Annotated in this window: 18 protein-coding genes and 2 pseudogenes; 11 read left to right on the forward strand and 9 right to left on the reverse strand. The window is 69.7% G+C overall.

Annotated features, from left to right (window positions below):
• The first annotated feature begins 54 nt into the window (after window positions 1-54).
• Window positions 55-1,665: a glycoside hydrolase 43 family protein gene (locus OG885_RS43595; protein WP_405742322.1), complete on the forward strand. Its 1,611-nt coding sequence runs from the start codon at window positions 55-57 to the stop codon at window positions 1,663-1,665.
• 122 nt (window positions 1,666-1,787) lie between these two features.
• Window positions 1,788-2,753: a glycoside hydrolase family 6 protein gene (locus OG885_RS43600; RefSeq protein ID WP_405742324.1), complete on the forward strand. Its 966-nt coding sequence runs from the start codon at window positions 1,788-1,790 to the stop codon at window positions 2,751-2,753.
• A 42-nt stretch (window positions 2,754-2,795) separates the two neighbouring features.
• On the opposite strand, the gene OG885_RS43605 is transcribed toward OG885_RS43600, so the two are convergent.
• Window positions 2,796-3,461, reverse strand: coding sequence for a response regulator (locus OG885_RS43605; protein ID WP_405743160.1), 666 nt, complete (start codon window positions 3,459-3,461; stop codon window positions 2,796-2,798).
• Window positions 3,462-3,704: 243 nt separating this feature from the next.
• On the opposite strand from OG885_RS43605, the gene OG885_RS43610 reads away from it, so the two are divergent.
• The 3 genes and pseudogenes from OG885_RS43610 to OG885_RS43620 form a co-directional block, all read left to right on the forward strand.
• Window positions 3,705-3,833, forward strand: coding sequence for a hypothetical protein (locus tag OG885_RS43610; RefSeq protein WP_405742326.1), 129 nt, complete (start codon window positions 3,705-3,707; stop codon window positions 3,831-3,833).
• Between the two features lie 93 nt (window positions 3,834-3,926).
• On the forward strand, window positions 3,927-4,157 hold the full coding sequence (locus tag OG885_RS43615; protein WP_405742328.1) for a hypothetical protein: 231 nt from the start codon (window positions 3,927-3,929) through the stop codon (window positions 4,155-4,157).
• A gap of 5 nt (window positions 4,158-4,162) precedes the next feature.
• Window positions 4,163-4,290: pseudogene (locus OG885_RS43620) on the forward strand (helix-turn-helix domain-containing protein); the annotation flags it as partial.
• Between the two features lie 145 nt (window positions 4,291-4,435).
• Here OG885_RS43620 and OG885_RS43625 read toward each other — a convergent pair.
• Window positions 4,436-5,902, reverse strand: coding sequence for a non-reducing end alpha-L-arabinofuranosidase family hydrolase (locus OG885_RS43625; RefSeq protein WP_405742330.1), 1,467 nt, complete (start codon window positions 5,900-5,902; stop codon window positions 4,436-4,438).
• 735 nt (window positions 5,903-6,637) lie between these two features.
• Between OG885_RS43625 and OG885_RS43630 the strand changes: the two genes are divergently transcribed.
• From OG885_RS43630 to OG885_RS43645, 4 genes are all read left to right on the forward strand, one after another.
• Window positions 6,638-8,068 carry an endo-1,4-beta-xylanase gene (locus OG885_RS43630; protein ID WP_405742332.1) on the forward strand — a complete coding sequence of 477 codons (1,431 nt, stop codon included), beginning with the start codon at window positions 6,638-6,640 and terminating at the stop codon, window positions 8,066-8,068.
• A gap of 110 nt (window positions 8,069-8,178) precedes the next feature.
• Complete coding sequence (locus OG885_RS43635) at window positions 8,179-9,132, forward strand: RNA polymerase subunit sigma-70 (RefSeq protein WP_405742334.1); 954 nt, start codon at window positions 8,179-8,181, stop codon at window positions 9,130-9,132.
• Window positions 9,133-9,189: 57 nt separating this feature from the next.
• Window positions 9,190-9,753 carry a dihydrofolate reductase family protein gene (locus tag OG885_RS43640; RefSeq protein WP_405742336.1) on the forward strand — a complete coding sequence of 188 codons (564 nt, stop codon included), beginning with the start codon at window positions 9,190-9,192 and terminating at the stop codon, window positions 9,751-9,753.
• Between the two features lie 37 nt (window positions 9,754-9,790).
• On the forward strand, window positions 9,791-10,183 hold the full coding sequence (locus tag OG885_RS43645) for a hypothetical protein (RefSeq protein ID WP_405742338.1): 393 nt from the start codon (window positions 9,791-9,793) through the stop codon (window positions 10,181-10,183).
• A gap of 222 nt (window positions 10,184-10,405) precedes the next feature.
• Here OG885_RS43645 and OG885_RS43650 read toward each other — a convergent pair whose 3' ends face one another.
• The 3 genes from OG885_RS43650 to OG885_RS43660 all read right to left on the reverse strand — a co-directional run bounded on the left by OG885_RS43650 (window position 10,406) and on the right by OG885_RS43660 (window position 13,279).
• Window positions 10,406-10,753: a YciI family protein gene (locus OG885_RS43650; RefSeq protein ID WP_405742340.1), complete on the reverse strand. Its 348-nt coding sequence runs from the start codon at window positions 10,751-10,753 to the stop codon at window positions 10,406-10,408.
• Between the two features lie 69 nt (window positions 10,754-10,822).
• On the reverse strand, window positions 10,823-11,722 hold the full coding sequence (locus OG885_RS43655; RefSeq protein ID WP_405743162.1) for a virginiamycin B lyase: 900 nt from the start codon (window positions 11,720-11,722) through the stop codon (window positions 10,823-10,825).
• Window positions 11,723-11,809: 87 nt separating this feature from the next.
• Window positions 11,810-13,279 (reverse strand): MFS transporter, encoded by a 1,470-nt coding sequence (locus OG885_RS43660; RefSeq protein ID WP_405742341.1) that lies wholly within the window; start codon window positions 13,277-13,279, stop codon window positions 11,810-11,812.
• Between the two features lie 148 nt (window positions 13,280-13,427).
• Here OG885_RS43660 and OG885_RS43665 point away from each other — a divergent pair, with 148 nt between their 5' ends.
• Window positions 13,428-13,997, forward strand: coding sequence for a TetR/AcrR family transcriptional regulator (locus OG885_RS43665; RefSeq protein WP_405742343.1), 570 nt, complete (start codon window positions 13,428-13,430; stop codon window positions 13,995-13,997).
• A 59-nt stretch (window positions 13,998-14,056) separates the two neighbouring features.
• Here the strand turns inward: OG885_RS43665 and OG885_RS43670 are convergent, their stop codons facing one another.
• From OG885_RS43670 to OG885_RS43680, 3 genes are all read right to left on the reverse strand, one after another.
• Window positions 14,057-14,482: a hypothetical protein gene (locus OG885_RS43670; protein WP_405742345.1), complete on the reverse strand. Its 426-nt coding sequence runs from the start codon at window positions 14,480-14,482 to the stop codon at window positions 14,057-14,059.
• A gap of 45 nt (window positions 14,483-14,527) precedes the next feature.
• Window positions 14,528-14,911 carry a VOC family protein gene (locus tag OG885_RS43675; protein WP_405742347.1) on the reverse strand — a complete coding sequence of 128 codons (384 nt, stop codon included), beginning with the start codon at window positions 14,909-14,911 and terminating at the stop codon, window positions 14,528-14,530.
• Between the two features lie 81 nt (window positions 14,912-14,992).
• Window positions 14,993-15,898: an alpha/beta hydrolase gene (locus OG885_RS43680; RefSeq protein ID WP_405743164.1), complete on the reverse strand. Its 906-nt coding sequence runs from the start codon at window positions 15,896-15,898 to the stop codon at window positions 14,993-14,995.
• A gap of 263 nt (window positions 15,899-16,161) precedes the next feature.
• On the opposite strand from OG885_RS43680, the gene OG885_RS43685 reads away from it, so the two are divergent.
• Complete coding sequence (locus OG885_RS43685) at window positions 16,162-17,319, forward strand: lipid II:glycine glycyltransferase FemX (RefSeq protein WP_405742349.1); 1,158 nt, start codon at window positions 16,162-16,164, stop codon at window positions 17,317-17,319.
• Between the two features lies 1 nt (window position 17,320).
• On the opposite strand, the pseudogene murF reads toward OG885_RS43685, so the two are convergent.
• A pseudogene (gene murF / locus OG885_RS43690) lies at window positions 17,321-18,669 on the reverse strand (UDP-N-acetylmuramoyl-tripeptide--D-alanyl-D-alanine ligase).
• Between the last annotated feature and the right edge of the window lie 16 nt (window positions 18,670-18,685).

Raw genomic sequence — 18,685 nt, forward strand, 5'->3', positions numbered from 1 at the left:
TGTCGAATGTCGTGAGCAGCTCCCTCTGGACGCACCACGAGGAGAACGCCCCGCATGGATATGTCATGGACCCATCAAGAACTGTCCCGACGCCACGCCCTGGCAGCCGCCACCGGACTCGCAGCGGGCGCCTTCCTCCCCGCGGCCCGGGCCTCCGCCCGGGCGACGACTTTCACCAACCCGGTGATCTGGCAGGACTTCGCCGACATCGACGTCATCCGCGTCGGCGACACCTACTACGCCTCCGCCTCGACGATGCACTACTCACCGGGCGCGCCCGTCCTGCGCTCGTACGACCTGGTGAACTGGGAGATCGCCGGACACTCGGTACCCACCCTCGACTTCGGCGCCAAGTACGACCTGAACGGTGCGCGCGGCTACGTCCGCGGCATCTGGGCCTCGTCCCTGGCCTACCGGCCGAGCAACAGGACCTTCTACTGGCTCGGTCAGATCGACTTCGCCCGGACGTACGTCTACACCGCCACCGCCGCCGAGGGACCGTGGACCAGGCTGACGACGATCAGCACGCCCTACTACGACGCCGGACTCCTCGTCGACAGCGACGACACCCTCTATGTGGCCTACGGCAACACGACCATCAGCGTGGCCCAGCTCTCGCCCGACGGCCGCACCCAGGTCCGCACTCAGCAGGTGTTCACGACACCGTCGAGCGTCGGCACCCTCGAAGGCTCCCGCTTCTACAAGATCAACGGCCAGTACTACATCTTCCTGACCCGCCCCGCCAACGGCCAGTACATCCTCAAGTCCTCGGCCGGCCCCTTCGGCCCGTACACGATGCGGCAGGTCCTTCTCGACCTGCCCGGGCCGATCCCCGGTGGCGGCGTCCCGCACCAGGGCGGACTGGTGCAGACACAGCGCGGTGCCTGGTACTACCTGGCCTTCGTCGACGCCTACCCCGGCGGACGGGTGCCCGCCCTGGCGCCCGTCACCTGGACCCCCGACGGCTGGCCCGTCGTGCAACTCGTCGGCGGCGCATGGGGCACCTCGTATCCGAGCCCGGACCTGCCCGCACCACCCCGCGAAGTCACCCCCATGACCGGCGTGGACACCTTCGACGGCACGACCCTCAAACCGAGATGGGAGTGGAACCACAACCCGGACCCCACCAAGTGGACGGCCGGCAACGGCCTGACCCTGCGCACCGCGACCGTCACCAACGACCTCTACTGGGCGCGCAACACCCTCACCCACCGCATCCAGGGCCCCACCTCCACCGCCACGGTCCTCCTCGACCACTCCGCGATGCGGGACGGAGACCGGGCCGGACTCGCGCTGCTGCGTGACTCCAGCGCCTGGATCGGCCTCAAACGCGACGGCGGTACGACACGCCTGGTGATGGTCAACGGGCTGACCATGGACGGCAACTGGAACACCACCGGCACCGGCACCGAGGCCGCGAGTACGCCTGCCCCGGGCACCCGCGTCTGGCTGCGCGCGAGCGCGGACATCCGCCCCGGCGCGGCACGCCCCGGCACCTTCTCCTACAGCACCGACGGCACCACCTTCACCCGCCTCGGACCCGCCTTCTCGATGGGCAACGACTGGCGGTTCTTCATGGGGTACCGATTCGCCCTCTTCAACCACGCCACACAGGCACTCGGCGGCGCGGTCCGGGTCACACGTTTCGAGCTGTCCACACCCTGAACCAGCGGAGGATCGCACACCCCACCCCACACCCCACCCCACACTCCGCGCCACGAGGAGCAGTACGAACCCGCTGAACCGCTCCGCCCTGACCTTCCCCACCAGGAAACCGAGGTCCCGTGATGAGCCGCAGACTCCGCACCCTGACGGCAGCGCTCTGCGCCCTGCCGCTGGCGTTCGCCGCCGCACCGTCCGCGCAAGCGGCCGACCCCACCACCATGACGAGCGGGTTCTACGCGGACCCCAACTCCACGGCGAAGCAGTGGGTGACCGCCAACCCGGGCGACGGCCGGGCCCCCGCGATCAACGCCGCCATCGCCAACACCCCGATGGCCCGCTGGTTCGGCTCCTGGAGCGGCACCATCGGCACCGCCACCGGCGCCTACGCCGGGGCAGCGGACCAGGCCGACAAGCTGCCCGTCCTCGTCGCCTACAACGTCTACAACCGCGACTACTGCGGCGGCCACTCCGCCGGCGGAGCCGCGTCACCGTCCGCCTACGCCAACTGGATCGCCCAGTTCGCCGGCGGCATAGCGAGCCGGCCGGCCGTCGTCGTCCTGGAACCGGACTCCCTCGGCGACTACGGCTGCATGACCCAGGCCCAGATCGACGAACGCGAGGCCATGCTCACCGGTGCCCTCGCCGAGTTCAGCCGCCAGTCCCCCAACACCTGGGTCTACCTGGACGCCGGCAACCCGGGCTGGGCGAACGCGACGACCATGGCCCGGCGCCTCCACGAAGCCGGGCTCCGCCAGGCCCACGGCTTCTCGCTCAACGTCTCCAACTACTTCACCACCGCCGAGAACACCGCCTTCGGCGACGCCGTCAACCGTGAACTCAGCGCCCGCTACGGTTACACCAAGCCCTTCGTCGTGGACACCAGCCGCAACGGCAACGGCTCCAACGGCCAGTGGTGCAACCCCTCCGGCCGCCGCATCGGCACGCCCACCCGGACGGGAGGAGGCGCCGAGATGCTCCTGTGGATCAAGACCCCGGGCGAGTCCGACGGCAACTGCGGCATCGGAGCCGGCTCCAGGGCGGGACAGTTCCTCCCCGAGGCGGCCTACAAGATGATCTACGGCTACTGACACCGGACTCCTACGGCCCCTGGAACCAGGCAGCCGGGGGCGTCAGTCCGTGAGCCAACCGGGGGTGACCATGCGGTACTCGTAGGCCATGACGACCACCTGGGATCTGTCCCTGGCACCGAGCTTGGCCATGATGCGGCCGACATAGGTCTTCGCCGTCAGAGGTGAGACCACCAGTCGCGTGGCGATCTCGTGGTGGGTGCATCCGGCGGCGATCAGCCGCATGACCTCGCGTTCGCGGGTGGTCAGGCTGTCGAGCCGGCGGTCGGGCCTGCGGGTGCGATCCGGGCGCAGGGCGAATTCGGCGATCAGCCGCCGCGTGACGGAGGGGCTGATGAGCGCGTCGCCGCGCGCCGCGACACGCACCGCGTGCAGCAGCTCGGCGGGCTCGGTGTCCTTGACGAGGAAGCCCGCAGCTCCGCCGCGCAGGGCCCCGTACACGTACTCGTCGAGATCGAACGTCGTCAGCATCACCACCTTCACCGCCGCCAGCCGCTCGTCGTCGGCGATGCGGTGAGCGGCTTCGAGGCCGTCCATGCCGGGCATGCGGATGTCCATCAGCACCGCGTCGGGCCGTAGTTCGCGGCAGGTGGCGAGGGCGGCGTGCCCGTCGGCGGCCTCGGCGACCACGTGCAGGTCGTCCTCGTCGTCGAGGATGCCGCGGATCCCCGCGCGGACGAGGCGCTGGTGATCCGCCAGCAGAATCACGGGCTCCGCGCATCGGAGCGACTTCTCGTTGCCGGGCACCGAGTCCCAGGCGGCCACCGACCTGTTCAAGCAGCACGGCAGTGACCAGGCGGGCGACAGCGTCGTGATCGTCTTCAAGGACACCGCCGGCATCAAGAGCGCCGAGGACAGGGTCGAGCCGATGCCGACCGAGGCGCGGCACGTGCCAGGAGTCGCATCATCGACACGGCGCGGAGCATCGCCACCGAACGCCTCAAGGTCGAGGTGGGCGGCGAAGCCGCGCGCAATGCCGAGGACAAGGAGGGCCCCACCGCCGAACTCGCCAGGATCGTGGGCGCGTTGGACGTCCTGGTGCTGCCGTGCGGCTGGCTCCTCCCGGCCCCCTGCCGCTGATCACGGCCCTGTTCGCCGTCGGCGGCGCCATCGGCGTGATCGCCCTGGCCTCCCACGTCTTTCACCGTCGCCGACTTCACGCCACCCATCCTGATGCTCGTCGGCCTCGGGGTCGGCATCGACTACGCCCTGCTGGTCTTCGAATTGGATGGTGGTGCGCGGAGCGTCGCCGTATCTGTTCTGGCGGAGCCGGAGTTGGCACCTTCGTCCTTCATGGCGCAAGGCGTCATGAAGGCCCGCCCCGGCGCAGCCGGGGAACGCTCATACCAGCCGGTTGAGCTGTTCGATGTACTGCCTGACCACGGTGAGCGGGGCGTAGGGTGACGGTCATGCAGCTCCGGTACAGCTTTCGCCTGTGCCGGACGCCGGTCAGCAGAGGGCGTTGGCGAGGGCGTTCGGGTGCGCCCGTGTCGTGTTCAACGACGCGGTGCGTGCCCGCGAGGACGCCCGCAAGGCCCTCGACTCCGCCGGTTGCACGGTCATCGTCGCTCTCCTGGGCCTGGTCGCCCTTGGGCTGGGCTCGCTGTGGGGCATCGCGCTCGCGGTAGCCGTGATGGGGGAAGTCCGGCTCCCGTGACGGGAGCCGGACCTGTGTCGTGCCGTCAGCGCTGCAGTGTCAGCAGCCCCGGACGGTAGGGGAGGAGGCCGTAGTCGCCGCCCGAGCTGGGGCTGCGTCCCTGGTAGAGCAGTTGCAGGTTGCAGGGGTCGACGGTCATGGTCTGGTCGGCGGTGGTGCGGATCAGTTCGCCGTGGCTGATGTCGTTGGTCCAGGTGGCGCCGCTGTTGGCCTTTCCGGCGAAGGGGTTGCTCTCGGTCGCGGCCTGGGGCGTCCACGTGCCGTTCAGACTGGTGGCCGTGAACGAGCGGAAGTAGCGGCCCTGCGAGCCGATCGCCTCGACAATCATGAGGTACCGGTTCTGGCCCTGCAGCTTGTACACCTGCGGGGCTTCGAACAGGTTGTTCGTCGTGTCGCTCATGACCACGGTGGAGGTCGACCCGAAGCTGCCCGGGAAGTTCCCGATCGGCATACTCGCCCGGTAGATCTTGCCGTTGTCGCCGGCGAAGAACAGATACATGTTCGTGCCGTCACCGATGAGTGTCTGGTCGATCGGACCCGTTCCGGAGCCGGAGATACTTCCGGAGAAGAGCACCTGCGGGGACGACCAGCCGTTCGGGTTGGTCGGGTCGCTCGACGTCCGGTACGAGAAGGCGGTCGCGCCCCACTGGTAGGTGAGCACCCAGATGTTCTTCGGCGCGAAGTAGAAGAGCGTGGGTGCGACGGTGGAGGACGACATCGTGTTCTGACTGGCCGAGGCCATGTCCGACCAGTTGGTGAACGGGCTGAAGTTCATCGAACCCCAACTCGTCCCCGTGTCGTGCGTCGTGGCGTAGACGAGCTGCTTGCCGTTGTAGGGAACGACGGTGAAGTCCTTGAGCGAGACCCATCCCGACTTGGGCTGGGCCAGGGCGCCCGTCGACGACCAGCGGTAGGCCGACGGAAGATCGCACGCGCCGGGGGTGTCGGCGCCGACCTTCACGAGCTGCCACTGCTGATTGGTGCCGCCCCAGTCGTCGTACTGGACGATGTTGGCGTTGTCGGCGGTGGACGCGCCCTGCACCTCAAGAGCCTTGTTGGTGTGGCGCGAAATGAGCCGTACGTAGCCGTCCGAACTGTCGGCCAGCCGCCACTGCTGGTTCGTGGCGTTCAGGTCGGTCCACTGGACGATCGAACCGCCGTTGGCGGTGGACCAGTTGTACAGGTCCAGCACCTTGCCCGAGAGGCGGGACTTGATGCGGTAGTAGCCGTCGCCCGAACTGACGAACTGCCACTGCTGCTGGCTCTGGTCGTTTCTCATCCACTGGGTGATGCGGGCGCCGTCGCTGGTCGCCATGTTGTAGACGTCCAGGGCCTTGCCGCTGTTGCGGTTGACCAGCACGTACGAGGCGTTGGGGTCAACGGTCGCCGCGCTGGCGGGCTGAGCGCCGAGGAAGGTGGCCACAAGGAGCAGTGGCGAAAGGACGACGAGTAAGCGTCTGAGTGGGGCCGTGAACGGGTGGCGCAACCACATCTGGGGGGCCTCCTTAGGGGGCGGGGCGAGGTGGCGTCGGCGAACCGCGGAGCGGTCGTGCCGGGGAAGAATGACTCTTCGAAACATTCGAAGAGTTCTCGGATCTTTCGACGCCACAAGATAGAAATGCGGGGTGCTTCGGTCAAGGGCTGTCACTGTTCTGTCTTCAATCAGATCCGCCCGCCCGGGGTGGGGCGAGGTGTCGCGTGGGTCGCCATCGCACGGGAAGAGCGCGGCCCGACGCTCCGGTGCGAGGGCGTTGACCAGGGATATGACGGTGAAGTGGAGGCTTCGGGCGTCGGCCTTGATGGCGGCTTGGGTCTCGCCGCATCCGGCAATGGGGGTGCGCGAGATCAATTTCCCGGCTCGATCCCGATTCGAATGTTTCGATCGAGGTGTGGAAACTTTCCCTGCGCAATGTATTGACGATCCACCGTCAATGCCTCAATCATCCCTCACCAAGGGTCGACCAGAGTTCGAAATGTCGAACAGTGTCGCGCCACCCGTTTCGTTCCGGTGAGGTTTCGCCGGCGCAGCTGGCTCTTCGTGAACGCGGAGAGGTCGGCGACGTCGTGTGACACCCCCGGCTGAGCCGCGTTGGAGTGTCCCCGTGCCTGTGCCTGTGTTGTCTGTGCCTGTGCCGAAACAGCGCTGCCGCGCGCCGAACATCAACCGTCGGCCGATCTTCCCTCTGCGCGTCAGCCATCCCGTGATGTCGATTTTGGAGGCACAGCCATGGCCTTGAACGCCCTAACCGGACCCGGTGACCGCCGGAGAACCCGCACCGCGCCGCTGGCGCTGCTCATCGCCGCCCTCGGCACCGTCGCCGCCCTGCTGACGCCGCCGACCGCACACGCAGCCGAAAGCACACTCGGCGCCGCAGCGGCGCAGAGCGGCCGCTACTTCGGCACCGCCATCGCCTCGGGCAGGCTCGGCGACTCGACGTACACGACCGTCGCGGGCCGCGAGTTCAACATGGTGACGGCCGAGAACGAGATGAAGATCGACGCCACCGAACCGCAGCGTGGCCAGTTCAGCTTCACCGCCGGTGACCGCGTCTACAACTGGGCGGTCCAGAACGGCAAGAAGGTCCGCGGACACACCCTGGCCTGGCACTCCCAGCAGCCCGGCTGGATGCAGAGCCTCAGCGGCAGCACACTGCGCCAAGCGATGATCGACCACATCAACGGCGTGATGAGCCACTACAAGGGCAAGATCGCCCAGTGGGACGTCGTGAACGAGGCCTTCGCGGACGGCAGTTCGGGCGCCCGGCGCGACTCCAACCTCCAGCGCACCGGCAACGACTGGATCGAGGTCGCCTTCCGCACCGCACGCGCCGCCGACCCCGCCGCCAAGCTCTGCTACAACGACTACAACACCGACAACTGGACCTGGGCCAAGACCCAGGCCGTGTACAACATGGTCAAGGACTTCAAGCAGCGCGGCGTACCGATCGACTGCGTCGGCTTCCAGTCCCACTTCAACAACGACAGCCCGTACAACAGCAACTACCGCACCACCCTCCAGAGCTTCGCCGCCCTCGGCGTCGACGTCGCCGTCACCGAACTCGACATCCAGGGCGCCTCGTCCACGACGTACGCCAACGTGGTGAACGACTGCCTGGCCGTCTCGCGCTGCCTCGGCGTCACCGTCTGGGGCGTACGCGACACCGACTCATGGCGCGCGGACCAGACGCCGCTCCTGTTCAACGGCGACGGCAGCAAGAAGCCCGCCTACACCGCCGTCCTCAACGCACTCAACGGCGGCACCACCACACCCCCTTCGGGCTCCGGCCAGATCAAGGGCGTCGGTTCGGGCCGCTGCCTGGACGTCCCCAATTCCGCCACGACCGACGGCACCCAGCTCCAACTGTGGGACTGCAACACCGGCACCAACCAGCAGTGGACGTCCACCGCCGCTGGTGAGCTCAGGGTCTACGGCAACAAGTGCCTGGACGCCGCCGGCACCGGCAACGGCACCAAGGTCCAGATCTACAGCTGCTGGGGCGGCGACAACCAGAAATGGCGCCTCAACTCCGACGGATCCATCGTCGGCGTCCAGTCCGGCCTCTGCCTCGACGCCGTCGGGGCCGGAACCGCCAACGGCACCCAGATCCAGCTCTACACCTGCTCGAACGGCAGCAACCAACGCTGGACCCGCACCTGATGAACCCCTGACGTCGGACTTCTCGCCCGTGACTCCGGTGACGGGCGAGGAGCCGGCGTCTGCCTCGGCATCGCGTCTGCGGCCGGACGGTTCGACGACGGGTGTGCGGCATGCATGATGAGCCTGTGGATTTCGAGCCGTACCGGAGTGAGTTGGTGGCGTTCTGCTACCGGATGACGGGCTCGGTGCACGACGCCGAGGACCTGGTGCAGGAGACGTTGCTGCGTGCGTGGAAGGCTCGTGACCGCTACGACCCCGCACGCGCGTCGGTGCGGACCTGGCTGTACCGGATCGCGACCAACGTGTGCCTGACCGCACTGGAAGGGCGCGGGCGGCGTCCGCTGCCGTCCGGCCTGGGCGTGCCGAGCGACGACCCCGGCGCGCCGCTGGTCCCGGCCCCGGACGTTCCCTGGCTACAGCCGTTTCCCGACGCGCGCTTCGACATGGAGATGCGCGCCGATCTGCGGCTCGCGTGGGTGGCGGCGGTGCAGGTCCTGCCGGCGCGGCAGCGGGCGGTGCTGGTGCTGCGCGAGGTGCTGGCGTTCAGCGCCGCGGAGGTCGCTGAGCAGCTGGGAACCACGGTGGCGGCGGTCAACAGCGCGCTGCAACGCGCCCGCGCTGCTCTCGCCGACGTGGACGATGCCGCTGCGGTCGTCGAGCGGGACGATCCCGGGACACGGGCGGTCATCCGCCGCTACATCGAGGCGTTCGAGGCGGCGGACGTGCCCGCGCTGGTGCGGTTGCTGGCCGATGACGCGGTGCTGGAGATGCCGCCCGTTCCACTGTGGTTCCGGGGCAGCCGCACCTACGGACGGTTCATGGAGCGGGTGTTCGCGATGCGGGGCACGGGCTGGGGCATCCGGGAGCTGACGGCGGGCGGCCAGCCCGCGCTCGCCGCGTACGCGCCGCAGCCGGACGGCGGGCTCCGACTGCACACCCTGCAGGTCTTCACCGTCACGGGCGGCCGCATCGCGCACAACGTCGTGTTCGCCGATCCGCGCGTCTTCGACGCCTTCGACCTGCCCGCCGAGATGGACGCGGACGAGTTTCGCCGCGAGCGATGAGTCGGGACGGTGTCGCCGGTACGTACCGGTGAACAACCGAACCGAAGGAGTCTCACCGTGAGTGTCATCGTCATCGAATTCACCACTCTCGACGGGGTCGTGAACGACCCGGACGGATCCGACGGCACACCGTTGGGCGGCTGGGCGTTCCGGCACGGCACCGCAGCGGTCGCCGGCGACAAGTTCCGCCTCGGCCGCACGCTGGACGAGGGAGCGCTGCTGCTCGGACGCACCACATGGCAGCTGTTCTCGCGGCTGTGGCCGAGCCGCGACGACCCGTTCGCCGCGCGGATGAACGCCGCGCCGAAACTGGTCGCCTCCCACACCCTGACCGACGCCGACCTTTCGGCCTGGTCGAACTCCCAGTTCCTTGACGGCGACCCGGCCGACGCCGTCAAGCGCGAACGCCGGGACGTGATCGTCACCGGAAGCCTGAGCGTCGTGGACCAACTGAGGGCCGCGGACATGATCGACGAGTACCGGCTGCTGACCTTCCCCACCGTCCTTGGCACCGGCCGACGCCTCTTCCCCGCCGAAGGCCCCCACACCGATTGGGAGTGCCTGTCCACAGAGCAGTCCGGGGCGGCCGTCTTCACGCGCTACATCCGGACCGCCCGATGACCGTCGCGGACCATGACCGGACTCGTACCATCTCGCGGTGAGGATCTGGACGGAGCACCCTGCCAAGGCGGACGTCGAAGCTGTCGTTCGCCGCTACGTCGGCCTGCTCCGAGCCGGTCGCATCGCTGAGGCCGAACAGCTCATCGATCACCACCCGGTCCGTCATGTGCTCAAGTCGCTGTGGACCGGGTGCGTCGAAGCGAGCGCAGACGGGGAGGAGGCGAGCAGAAGCCGTGCTGGCGGCGAGTGGGAGCAGGATCTGTCCTGGCTCGGCGAACTGGATCTCGCGGACTTGCGCTGGGGCGCCACCGGTAGCCATGTCTACGTCGAGATGACCTACCGCGCGCAGGTGATCGAGGTCGCCTTGGGCTTCTGGGTCAGACCCACCGACGCGGGCTGGGTCGTCACGGGACCGGCCACGTACTGGTAGGGCACGCAACCGAAGTCGACCTTGCAACGGGCCCTGTCCACAGGTGATTGGTCGCGGTGACGCCGAGCTCGCCCCTTCGACGTACCGGGACTCGCTCACGGCACAGGATCCGAGCTACGCGGCGACGGCCCGATCCGACGAAGCCGGGCGGCACGACAGCGACGGCCCCGCGGCCGCCGGGCGCTGTCGTGCCGGTGCCGTCGGGGTCGTCGTCGGTGTCGCTCAGGCGGATTCGAGGATCGGGCGGATCTCGACGGTCTCCGGGGTGGGAAGGCTCTTGGCCAGTTCGAGGGCTTCCTCGCGGTCGGCCACGTCGACGATGAACCAGCCGCCGAGGGTCTCCTCACCGGCCTGCGCGGGGCCGTCGGTCACCGTCGACGTCCCGTCGGCCGCGGTGCGCACCGTCGCGGGAGCCGTGTGCTCGGTCTCCAGGGCATCGCCGCCCACCAGCTTTCCGGCCGCGGCGAGTCCGCCGATCCAGTGTTCGTACTCCTTGCGGTACGCGGCCCGGTCGTCCTGGATGCGGCGGCGCGACTCGTCCGTCTCGAAGATCACGAGCGCGTATTTCATGGGAATTCCTCTCCGGCCGTCCTATGGGCGGCCGTTGCTGTCGAGGGATGGGGGAGGGGGGTGGCCTGTTCAGGCGATTGCGTCGGCTGGGGCGACGCGGGCGAGTGAGCCGATCTCCAGCGCGGTCCACAGGGCGCCGTCGGGGCCGACGGTGATGCCGTGCGGTTCGGAGCGGGGGGTGGGCAGGTCGTGGACGGTGATGGAGCCGTCGGAGGTGAGCGAGCCGACGCGGTTGGCGCCCCATTCGGTGAACCAGACGACGCCGTCGCCGTCGGTGGTGACGGCGTGCGGTCGGGCGGCGCGGTCGGGCAGCGGGAACTCGGTGATCTTCCCGTCGGGAGTGATCCGTCCGATCTGCCCGGCGGCGATCTCGACGAACCACAGCACTCCGTCACGGCCCGCGGCGATCCCGACCGGCGCCGCGGCCTCCGTCGGCAGGGGATGCAGGGTGACGGCACCGTTCATGCCGATCCGCCCGATGGCGTTGCCCTGGTTGAGGGTGAACCACATCCCGCCGTCGCCGCCGGCGGTGATCGCCGAGGGGAACGCGCCGGTGACGGGCAGCGGGAACTCGGTGACACTGCCGTCGACGGTGACGCGGCCGATGCGGTCGGTGGCGGTCTCGGTGAACCACAGGGCGCCGTCCGGTCCCGCCGCGAGGCCGAACGGCCCGCAGCCGGGCGTGGGCACGCCGAATGCGTCGATCACACCGTCCGTGGTGATCCGCCCGATCCGGTCGGCCCGGTACTCGGTGAACCACAGCGCTCCGTCCGGGCCGGGGACGATGACGGTCGGCCCGCTGTCGGGGTCGAGCCGGTGACGCGTCGGCTCCTCGCCGGGGACGAGCCGGCCGATCTGGCCGCTGTGGACGAGGGTGAACCACAGGGCGCCGTCCGGTCCCGTGGTGAGGGCGTAAGGTCCCGCGGCGCTGTCGGCAACCGTGTGCTCTTCGATGGACACCTGGGTCACATGCTTCAAAGGGGATTCCCGTTTCCGTGCTCGGTGGCGATGCGTGCGATGTCGTAGGCCAGGACTCCGGCCATGATGGCGTCGGTGTCAACGGCTGTTCACAGATGCCTCGTTCGAGGAGGGGGCCGTATCAGGACCGGTGGAACGGTACGCCACCGCAGGGCCCTTCGCGGGTTCGGACCTCGCCAGCCACAGACCCGTGACCACGGCCGTGGCCAGTGTGACGGCGCCCGCCGCGACGAAGGCGCTGTTGAGGCCGGTCTCGAAGGAGGCGCCGTCGGACTGCCGGGTGCGGACGACGACTCCGAGCAGCGCCACGCCGAGCACCGCGCCGATCTGCCGGGTAGTGCTGCTGACCCCTGAGGCGAGGCCGCCTTCCTGCGGGCTGACCGCTTGGATGGCGGCGCCGGTCAGGGGGGACAGGGTCAGGGCGAAGCCGACGCCGACGACTGCCAGCCGCCACCACACGTTCCCGTAGCCGGTGTCGGCGTGCACCATTCCCAGTGCCACCAACCCCCCTCCGGCCAGGGCCAGACCGACGGTGACCACGACGCGGAAGCCGTACCGGGCGGCGAGCCGGCCCGCATACGGGCTGACGACCACCATGGCGAGGGACATCGGCAGGGTCTGCAGGCCGGCGCGCAGGATCGAGCTGCCCTGGACGTAGACGAAGAACTGGGAGAAGAAGAACGACGAACCCATGAGCGCGAACCCCACCACGACCATGGCGGTGTTGGAGACGGTGAACAGGCGTTGCCCGAACAGCCGCAGCGGCAGCATGGGTGCGCGACGACGGGCTTCTACGGCGATGAAGGCCGCGAGGAGGATCGCCGCGGCGGCGAAGCTGCCCAGGATGACCGGTGAGGTCCAGCCGCGGGCACCGCCCTCGATCAGCCCGTAGGTCAGCGACCCCACCGCCAGCACCGACAACACCGTGCCCGGGATGTCGATCGCGGGGGCGTTGGGATTACGGGACTCACCGAGGTGGCGCAGGCCGACCAGCACGAGGATCATGCCGATGGGCAGATTGACCAGGAAGATCGCGGGCCAGCCGAAGGCTTCCGTCAGGACGCCGCCGGCCACGGGCCCCGCGGCCAGACCGATCCCGCTGAATCCGGCCCACATCCCGATCGCCTTCATCCGTTCCTGCGGCACGGGATGGGCGGCGGCGAGCAGGGCGAGTGAGGCAGGGCTCAACGCCGCGGCCCCGATGCCCTGGAGCACCCGGCCGGCGATCAGCCAGCCGAGGGTGGGCGCGAGGGCGCAGACCAGGGACGCGGCCGTGAACACCACCACGCCGGTCAGGTACACCCGCTTGCGGCCGAAGCGGTCGGCGAAGACGCCGCCGGACATCAGCAGCATGGCGACCAGCAGGACGTACGCGTCGACGATCCACTGCAGACCGGTGAGCTGGGTGTGCAGCCGGTGCTGCATGTCGGGCAGTGCCGCCCCGACGATCGTGTTGTCGAGCAGGACCATGAACTGGCCCAGACAGGTCAGGGCGAGCAGCAGGGTCTGGTGCGACCGACTGTCTGCCCTCGCGTCCGATACGGCCATGGGTCCCCCTTGATGGTTGTCCGCGCCGGCTGCGGCCGGTACGGGCGGCGATACAGCTCAGCTGCCTAACGCAGGTGATGGCTGCGTTAGAGCACTGTAGGGAGGTTCGCGTCGTAAACGCAAGCGATAACTGCGTTAAGGTGGTGGCATGGATGATGAGGGACAACGAGCCCGGCGGCCCGGCGGGCGCAGTGCCCGTGTCGGCGCGCAGGTGCACCAGGCCGTCACCGACCTGGTCGGTGAACGCGGCTACGGCAACTTCACCGTCGGCGAGGTCGCGGCCCGCGCAGGGGTGGCCGACAGCAGCATCTACCGACGGTGGGGCAGCCTGGAAACCCTGCTCGCCGACGTGGCGCTCACCCGCCTCAACGCGCAGTCGCCGATGCCCGACACCGGGACCCTCGACGGCGACCTGCGCACGTACGCGGCCCAAGTGGCCCGCGAGATCACCGGACCCGACGGTCCGGCGGTGCTGCACCTGGCCGTCGCCCTGTCGAGCAGCGGCCAGCAGGGCATGCAGGCCGGCGCCGACCTGCGCGCCGAACGCACCCGGCAACTACAGGCCATGCTCGATCGTGCCCGCGACCGCGGCGAGGAGGCACCCGACGCGTTCGAGGTGCTGGACCACATCCTGGCCCCGATGTACATCCGCGTCCTCTTCGGCATGGTCCCGCTCACCCCGGACTACATCGACGGCCTGGTCGACCGACTGCTGTGACCGCACCGGGCCCGACCGCGGAGGCCCCTCACCCTGCCTTCTGCGGCTCTGCGGTCCGCTCAGGCCTGGTTCTCGGCGACGGCGTACGCCGTGCTGAGGAGGCGTACCCAGCGGATGGTCGAGGCCGGGGAGATGCCGGTGGAGGCAAGGCGCAGGGCCTGGACCTGGCGGCGGACGTCCGAATCGAGCTCGGTGGGCAGCCCGGCGAAGAGGTCCGGCCCGGCTGCTTGCGGATCAAGGAGGCGGGTGACGCTCTGCCACATCGCCTGGCCCGTTTGCGGACAGGGCCACTCGGGCTGACCGCGCTGCGCCTGGTACAGGGCAAGGCCGCGGACGAAGCCGACAGTCTCCAGGAAACCGCCGGCCGGCTCGCCCCAGGCAGCAAGCCGCTGTTCCTGGCGGCGCAGCGCGTCGGGGTGGCCCAAGTGATCGGCGATCAGGCGGCGGGCCCGGTCGATCTGGTCCCGCAGTTCAGCAGCGGGCATCAGCGCCTCCGGCGCGGTGAGGGGAGCCCAGTGTCGGTGAGCCGGTCATCCCTCGTCGAGACAGAGGCAGAAAGGGTGTCCGGCGGGGTCGAGGAGCACTCGGACATTCTCTTGCGGCTGCTCCTCGGCCATCGTTGCGCCCAGGGCGACGGCCTCCGCGACGGCTGAGTTCAGGTCGCCGACCTGGAAGTCGAAGTGCATCATGGGACGCTGCTGGCCGTCGATCGGTGGCCACACCGGAGCGCGGTAGCCTTCGGCCTGCTGGAATACGAAGAACGGCCCTTGCGGGGAGGCGGCGACGATGGCGGTTCCGGGTTCCTCGTGTCCGACGGTCCAGCCGAGGAGTTCGGCGTAGAACCTCGCCAAGCCGCTGGGGTCGGGCGCCTCGATCGCCGTTCCCCACCACATGCCATCAGTTCGAGATTTCATGCCGGCAGCCTGCCTCATGATCCCGCGCTTTGTCGCGGACGAGGTGCGGTCAGCCGGCGGCGAGTCCGTCCCCGGCTGTGCTCATGCGGCGAGTGCGTCCAGCGCCTCCGCGACGGAGGCGGGATTCAGCGGGCCCACGTGTGACGCCTCGGGAAAGTCATGCACACGGAAGCGGTTGCCGGGTGTGAGTACGTCGGCCTCCGCGACCATCCTGTCCTGGAGCGCGGTGGCGATCGTCCGGTCTTGACCGAAGCGCAGGTACGTGCGGGGAACGCGCCCCCACCTGTCAGCCCGGCCGACCGCTCGGCCGGCGTACGCGGCGATGGGCTCGTCGGTCTGCATGCCGGCCAGAATCCGGCGGAAGTCGGCGTCGGGGTAGTCCGCGCAGATCATCTCCTTCAGGAGGGCCAGGGCACGGCTGTCGCCGGTCCGGAAGTTCAGCCGCAGCACACCGAGTCGGTCCGGGTCACCGACCGTCAGCTCGACCGGGCTGACGGCGTCGGCGTTCTCGGGTGCCGCTGTGCAGGCGTCCGCGGTGGGCAGCGTACGGCTGGGGCAGAAGGCCGCCATGTAGCAGAGGTGGTGAAGCAGGTGCGGGACGGCGTCGCCGACACGGCTGACCGATACGCCGCCCAGGCTGTGCCCGACCAGCACCACCGGGCCGTTGTGCGCCGCGCGCCGCACGGCACCCGTGACGCGTGCTTCGTAGTCGTCCAGTCCGAGTCCCTTCAGCGGCGAGGGCTCGACCGCCATCGCGTCGAGGTCCTGCCGCTGGTACGACTCCGGGACGAAGGCCTCCGCCCCGTGCCGCGGTTGATCCACCATCACGGCGCGGTGACCGCGCAGCGTCAGCTCCCGCGCGATCGGCATCCAGAAAGCGCCCGCGCTGTGCGTACCGTGCACCAGCACGTAGGTGGTGGGCCCTCGACGTGGCGCCGCCGCCGCTCGTGAGGTTCCGAGCCCGCCGGCCAGCGCCGTACCTCCCACCGCGAGTCCCAGACCGCGCAGTGCCGTCCGCCTGGTAGTACCGGTTCGTTGGTCGTTCGTGGCATCCGTCATGCTCCGACGCTATGAGCGGCCCGCTGAGCGAACCAGCGGCCCAGCACCCCGGCGGGGGTGGGCCTGGCACCACCCTCCAACACGGAAACGAAGGGCGCACGCACGGCACCGACATGACGAGGCGACACATATCGTCCGCGTATCGAGAACCGCATACGCCCGGGCAACACCCCGCCGCCTTGACTCCCGGCATGTCCTCCAGCGAACCAGTACGAGCAGCAGCCGGGACTCCGGTCGTCAGGGCGATCAGCGCCGCCGAGCACTTGGCGTTCGTGCGGACCCAGCGGTCGGTCAGCTTTCTCCAGACGCCGGCGTGGGGTCGCGTCAAGACCGAGTGGCGCAGTGAATCCCTCGGTTGGTTCCGCGGTCGGCGCCTGGTCGGCGCCGGGCTCGTCCTGCACCGCCCGGTGCCGCGGCTCGACCGCTTCACGCTGGCGTATCTGGCCGAGGGCCCGGTCATCGACTGGAGCGGCGAGATCGGCGCCTGGCTCGATCCGTTGGCGGCCTACCTCAAGCAGCACGGCGCGTTCGCGATCCGGCTCGGCCCACCGGTGGTCACCGACATGTGGAGCGCCGCCCAGGTCAAGGAGGGCATCGCCGCCCCCGAAGTCCGGCGGCTGACCGACCTGCCCGGCCAGTGGGGAGATCCGGCCGGGGCCCGTGTGAGCAGCGAGCTCAGGGCGGCGGGCTGGCTGCCGCAGAACCCGCAGGACGGGTTCGGGATCGGGCATCCGCAGTTCAAGTACGAGATCCCGCTGGCGGGCAGGACCGAGGACGACCTGCTCAGGGGCATGAGCCAGCAGTGGCGCCGGAACATCAAGAGGGCGGCCAGGGAAGGCGTCGAGGTCACGGCCGGCACCGGTAGCCCGTCAGACTTGAAGGCGTTCCACGACCTGTACGTCCACACCGCGCAGCGCGACCGCTTCACGCCCCGGCCGTTGCGCTACTTCGAGACCATGTTCGCGGCGCTGAGCGCCGAGGACCCCGAGCGCATCACGCTCTATCTGGCCCGCCATCAGGGCGACTTGGCCGCCGCCACCGTCCTGGTCCGGGTCGGCACCCACGCGGTGTACGCCTACGGCGCCTCCGCCACCGACAAGCGCGAGGTGCGCGGCTCCCACGCCTGCCAGTGGGCGATGATCCGCGACGCCCTCGCGGCCGGCTGCGATGTCTACGACCTTCGTGGCATCACCCCCACCCTCGATGCCGACGACCCGCACGTCGGCCTGGTCCGGTTCAAGGTCGGCACCGGCGGGCGGGCGGTGCGCTACGTCGGTGAGTGGGACCTGCCACTGCGGCCGATGGTCTACCGGGCCTTCGACCTCTACATGAGGCGGCGCGGGCACTGAACTAGCCCAGTGCGGCGGCGACTTCGTCGAGGCGGGCCCCGCGTGACGCCTTGACCAGGACCACATCGCCGGTGGTGAGGTGGTCGCGCAGCCAGTGGACGGCCGCGTCGTTGTCGGCGAGGACCAACGCCCCCTCTCCCGCGCCGTCGGCGATCGGGCGGGCGACCTCGCCGACGGCGGCCACCACGTCGGCCCGGGCGGCGGCGTACGTCCCGACGCCGCGGTGCTCGGCCTCGCTGTCGTCGTCGCCGAGTTCGAGCATGGCGCCGAGTACGGCGATGCGGCGTCCGCCCGCGATGGCCGCCAGCGCGTCCAGGGCGGCGCGGGTCGAGTCGGGGTTGGCGTTGTAGGAGTCGTTGAGCAGCGTCGCACCGCAGGCGAGGCCGCGCGACTCCAGGCGCCAGGGGGACAACGTGGCGCTGGCCAGGGCCGCCGTGGCCAGGGCGAGCGGCACACCGGCCGCGAGCGCCGCCGCCACGGCAGCCGACGCGTTGGGTGCCTGGTGGGCGCCGATGAGCGGCAGGGAGATGTGAGTCGTGCCGACGGGGGTCCGCAGTGTGCAGGACGGCCGGGCGAGCCGGTCGAGGGTCAGGTCGAGTACCTGTACGTCGGCATGGGCCGCCCGGCCGAAGGTCAGTACTGGACCGTCCGTGAGCGCCCGCATTGCGGTCACCCGGGGATCGTCGGCGCTGAGGACGGCGGTGCCGCCGGGCGAAAGTCCCTGCACCAGTTCGCTCTTGGTCCTGGCGATGGCGGCGCGCGCGACCCGAACTCGCCGAGGTGAGCCAGTCCGACGTTGAGGACGACGGCGATGTCAGGCGCGACCAGCCCGGTGAGCGCGGCGATGTCTCCGACATGACGGGCACCCATCTCCAGAACGAGAAATCTGGTGTCCGCGTCGGCGCGCAGCATGGTGAGCGGCACACCGAGCTCGTTGTTGAGCGAGCCCACCGTGGCGATGGTCGGCCCGGCTTCCGAAAGCACGGCCGCCAGCAGGTCCTTGGTGCCGGTCTTGCCCTGCGAGCCGGTCACCCCGACAACGGTCAGTCCCTCGCGCAGCCGGGCCACGACTGGCGCGGCGAGCCTCTGCAGCGCACCCCGTACGTCCTCGACGACGACGGTGGGCAGCGGCGTGGGCCGGGAGCCGAGCACGGCCACCGCACCGGCCCGCCCGGCCTGTTCCGCGAAGTCGTGGCCATCGGCCTGCGCGCCGGCGAAGGCGACGAAAAGGCCACCCGGTCCGGCCTGCCGACTGTCGATCACGGCCGGCGCGGTCACGGTCGCAGAGCCGTCGCCCTCGGTCGTTCCGCCGACGATCTCGGCGATCTCACCGAGCCCGAGCGGGATCACGCCGATCCCCTGAAGG

This window comes from Streptomyces sp. NBC_00028, assembly GCF_045041065.1.
Classification (GTDB): Bacteria; Actinomycetota; Actinomycetes; order Streptomycetales; family Streptomycetaceae; genus Streptomyces.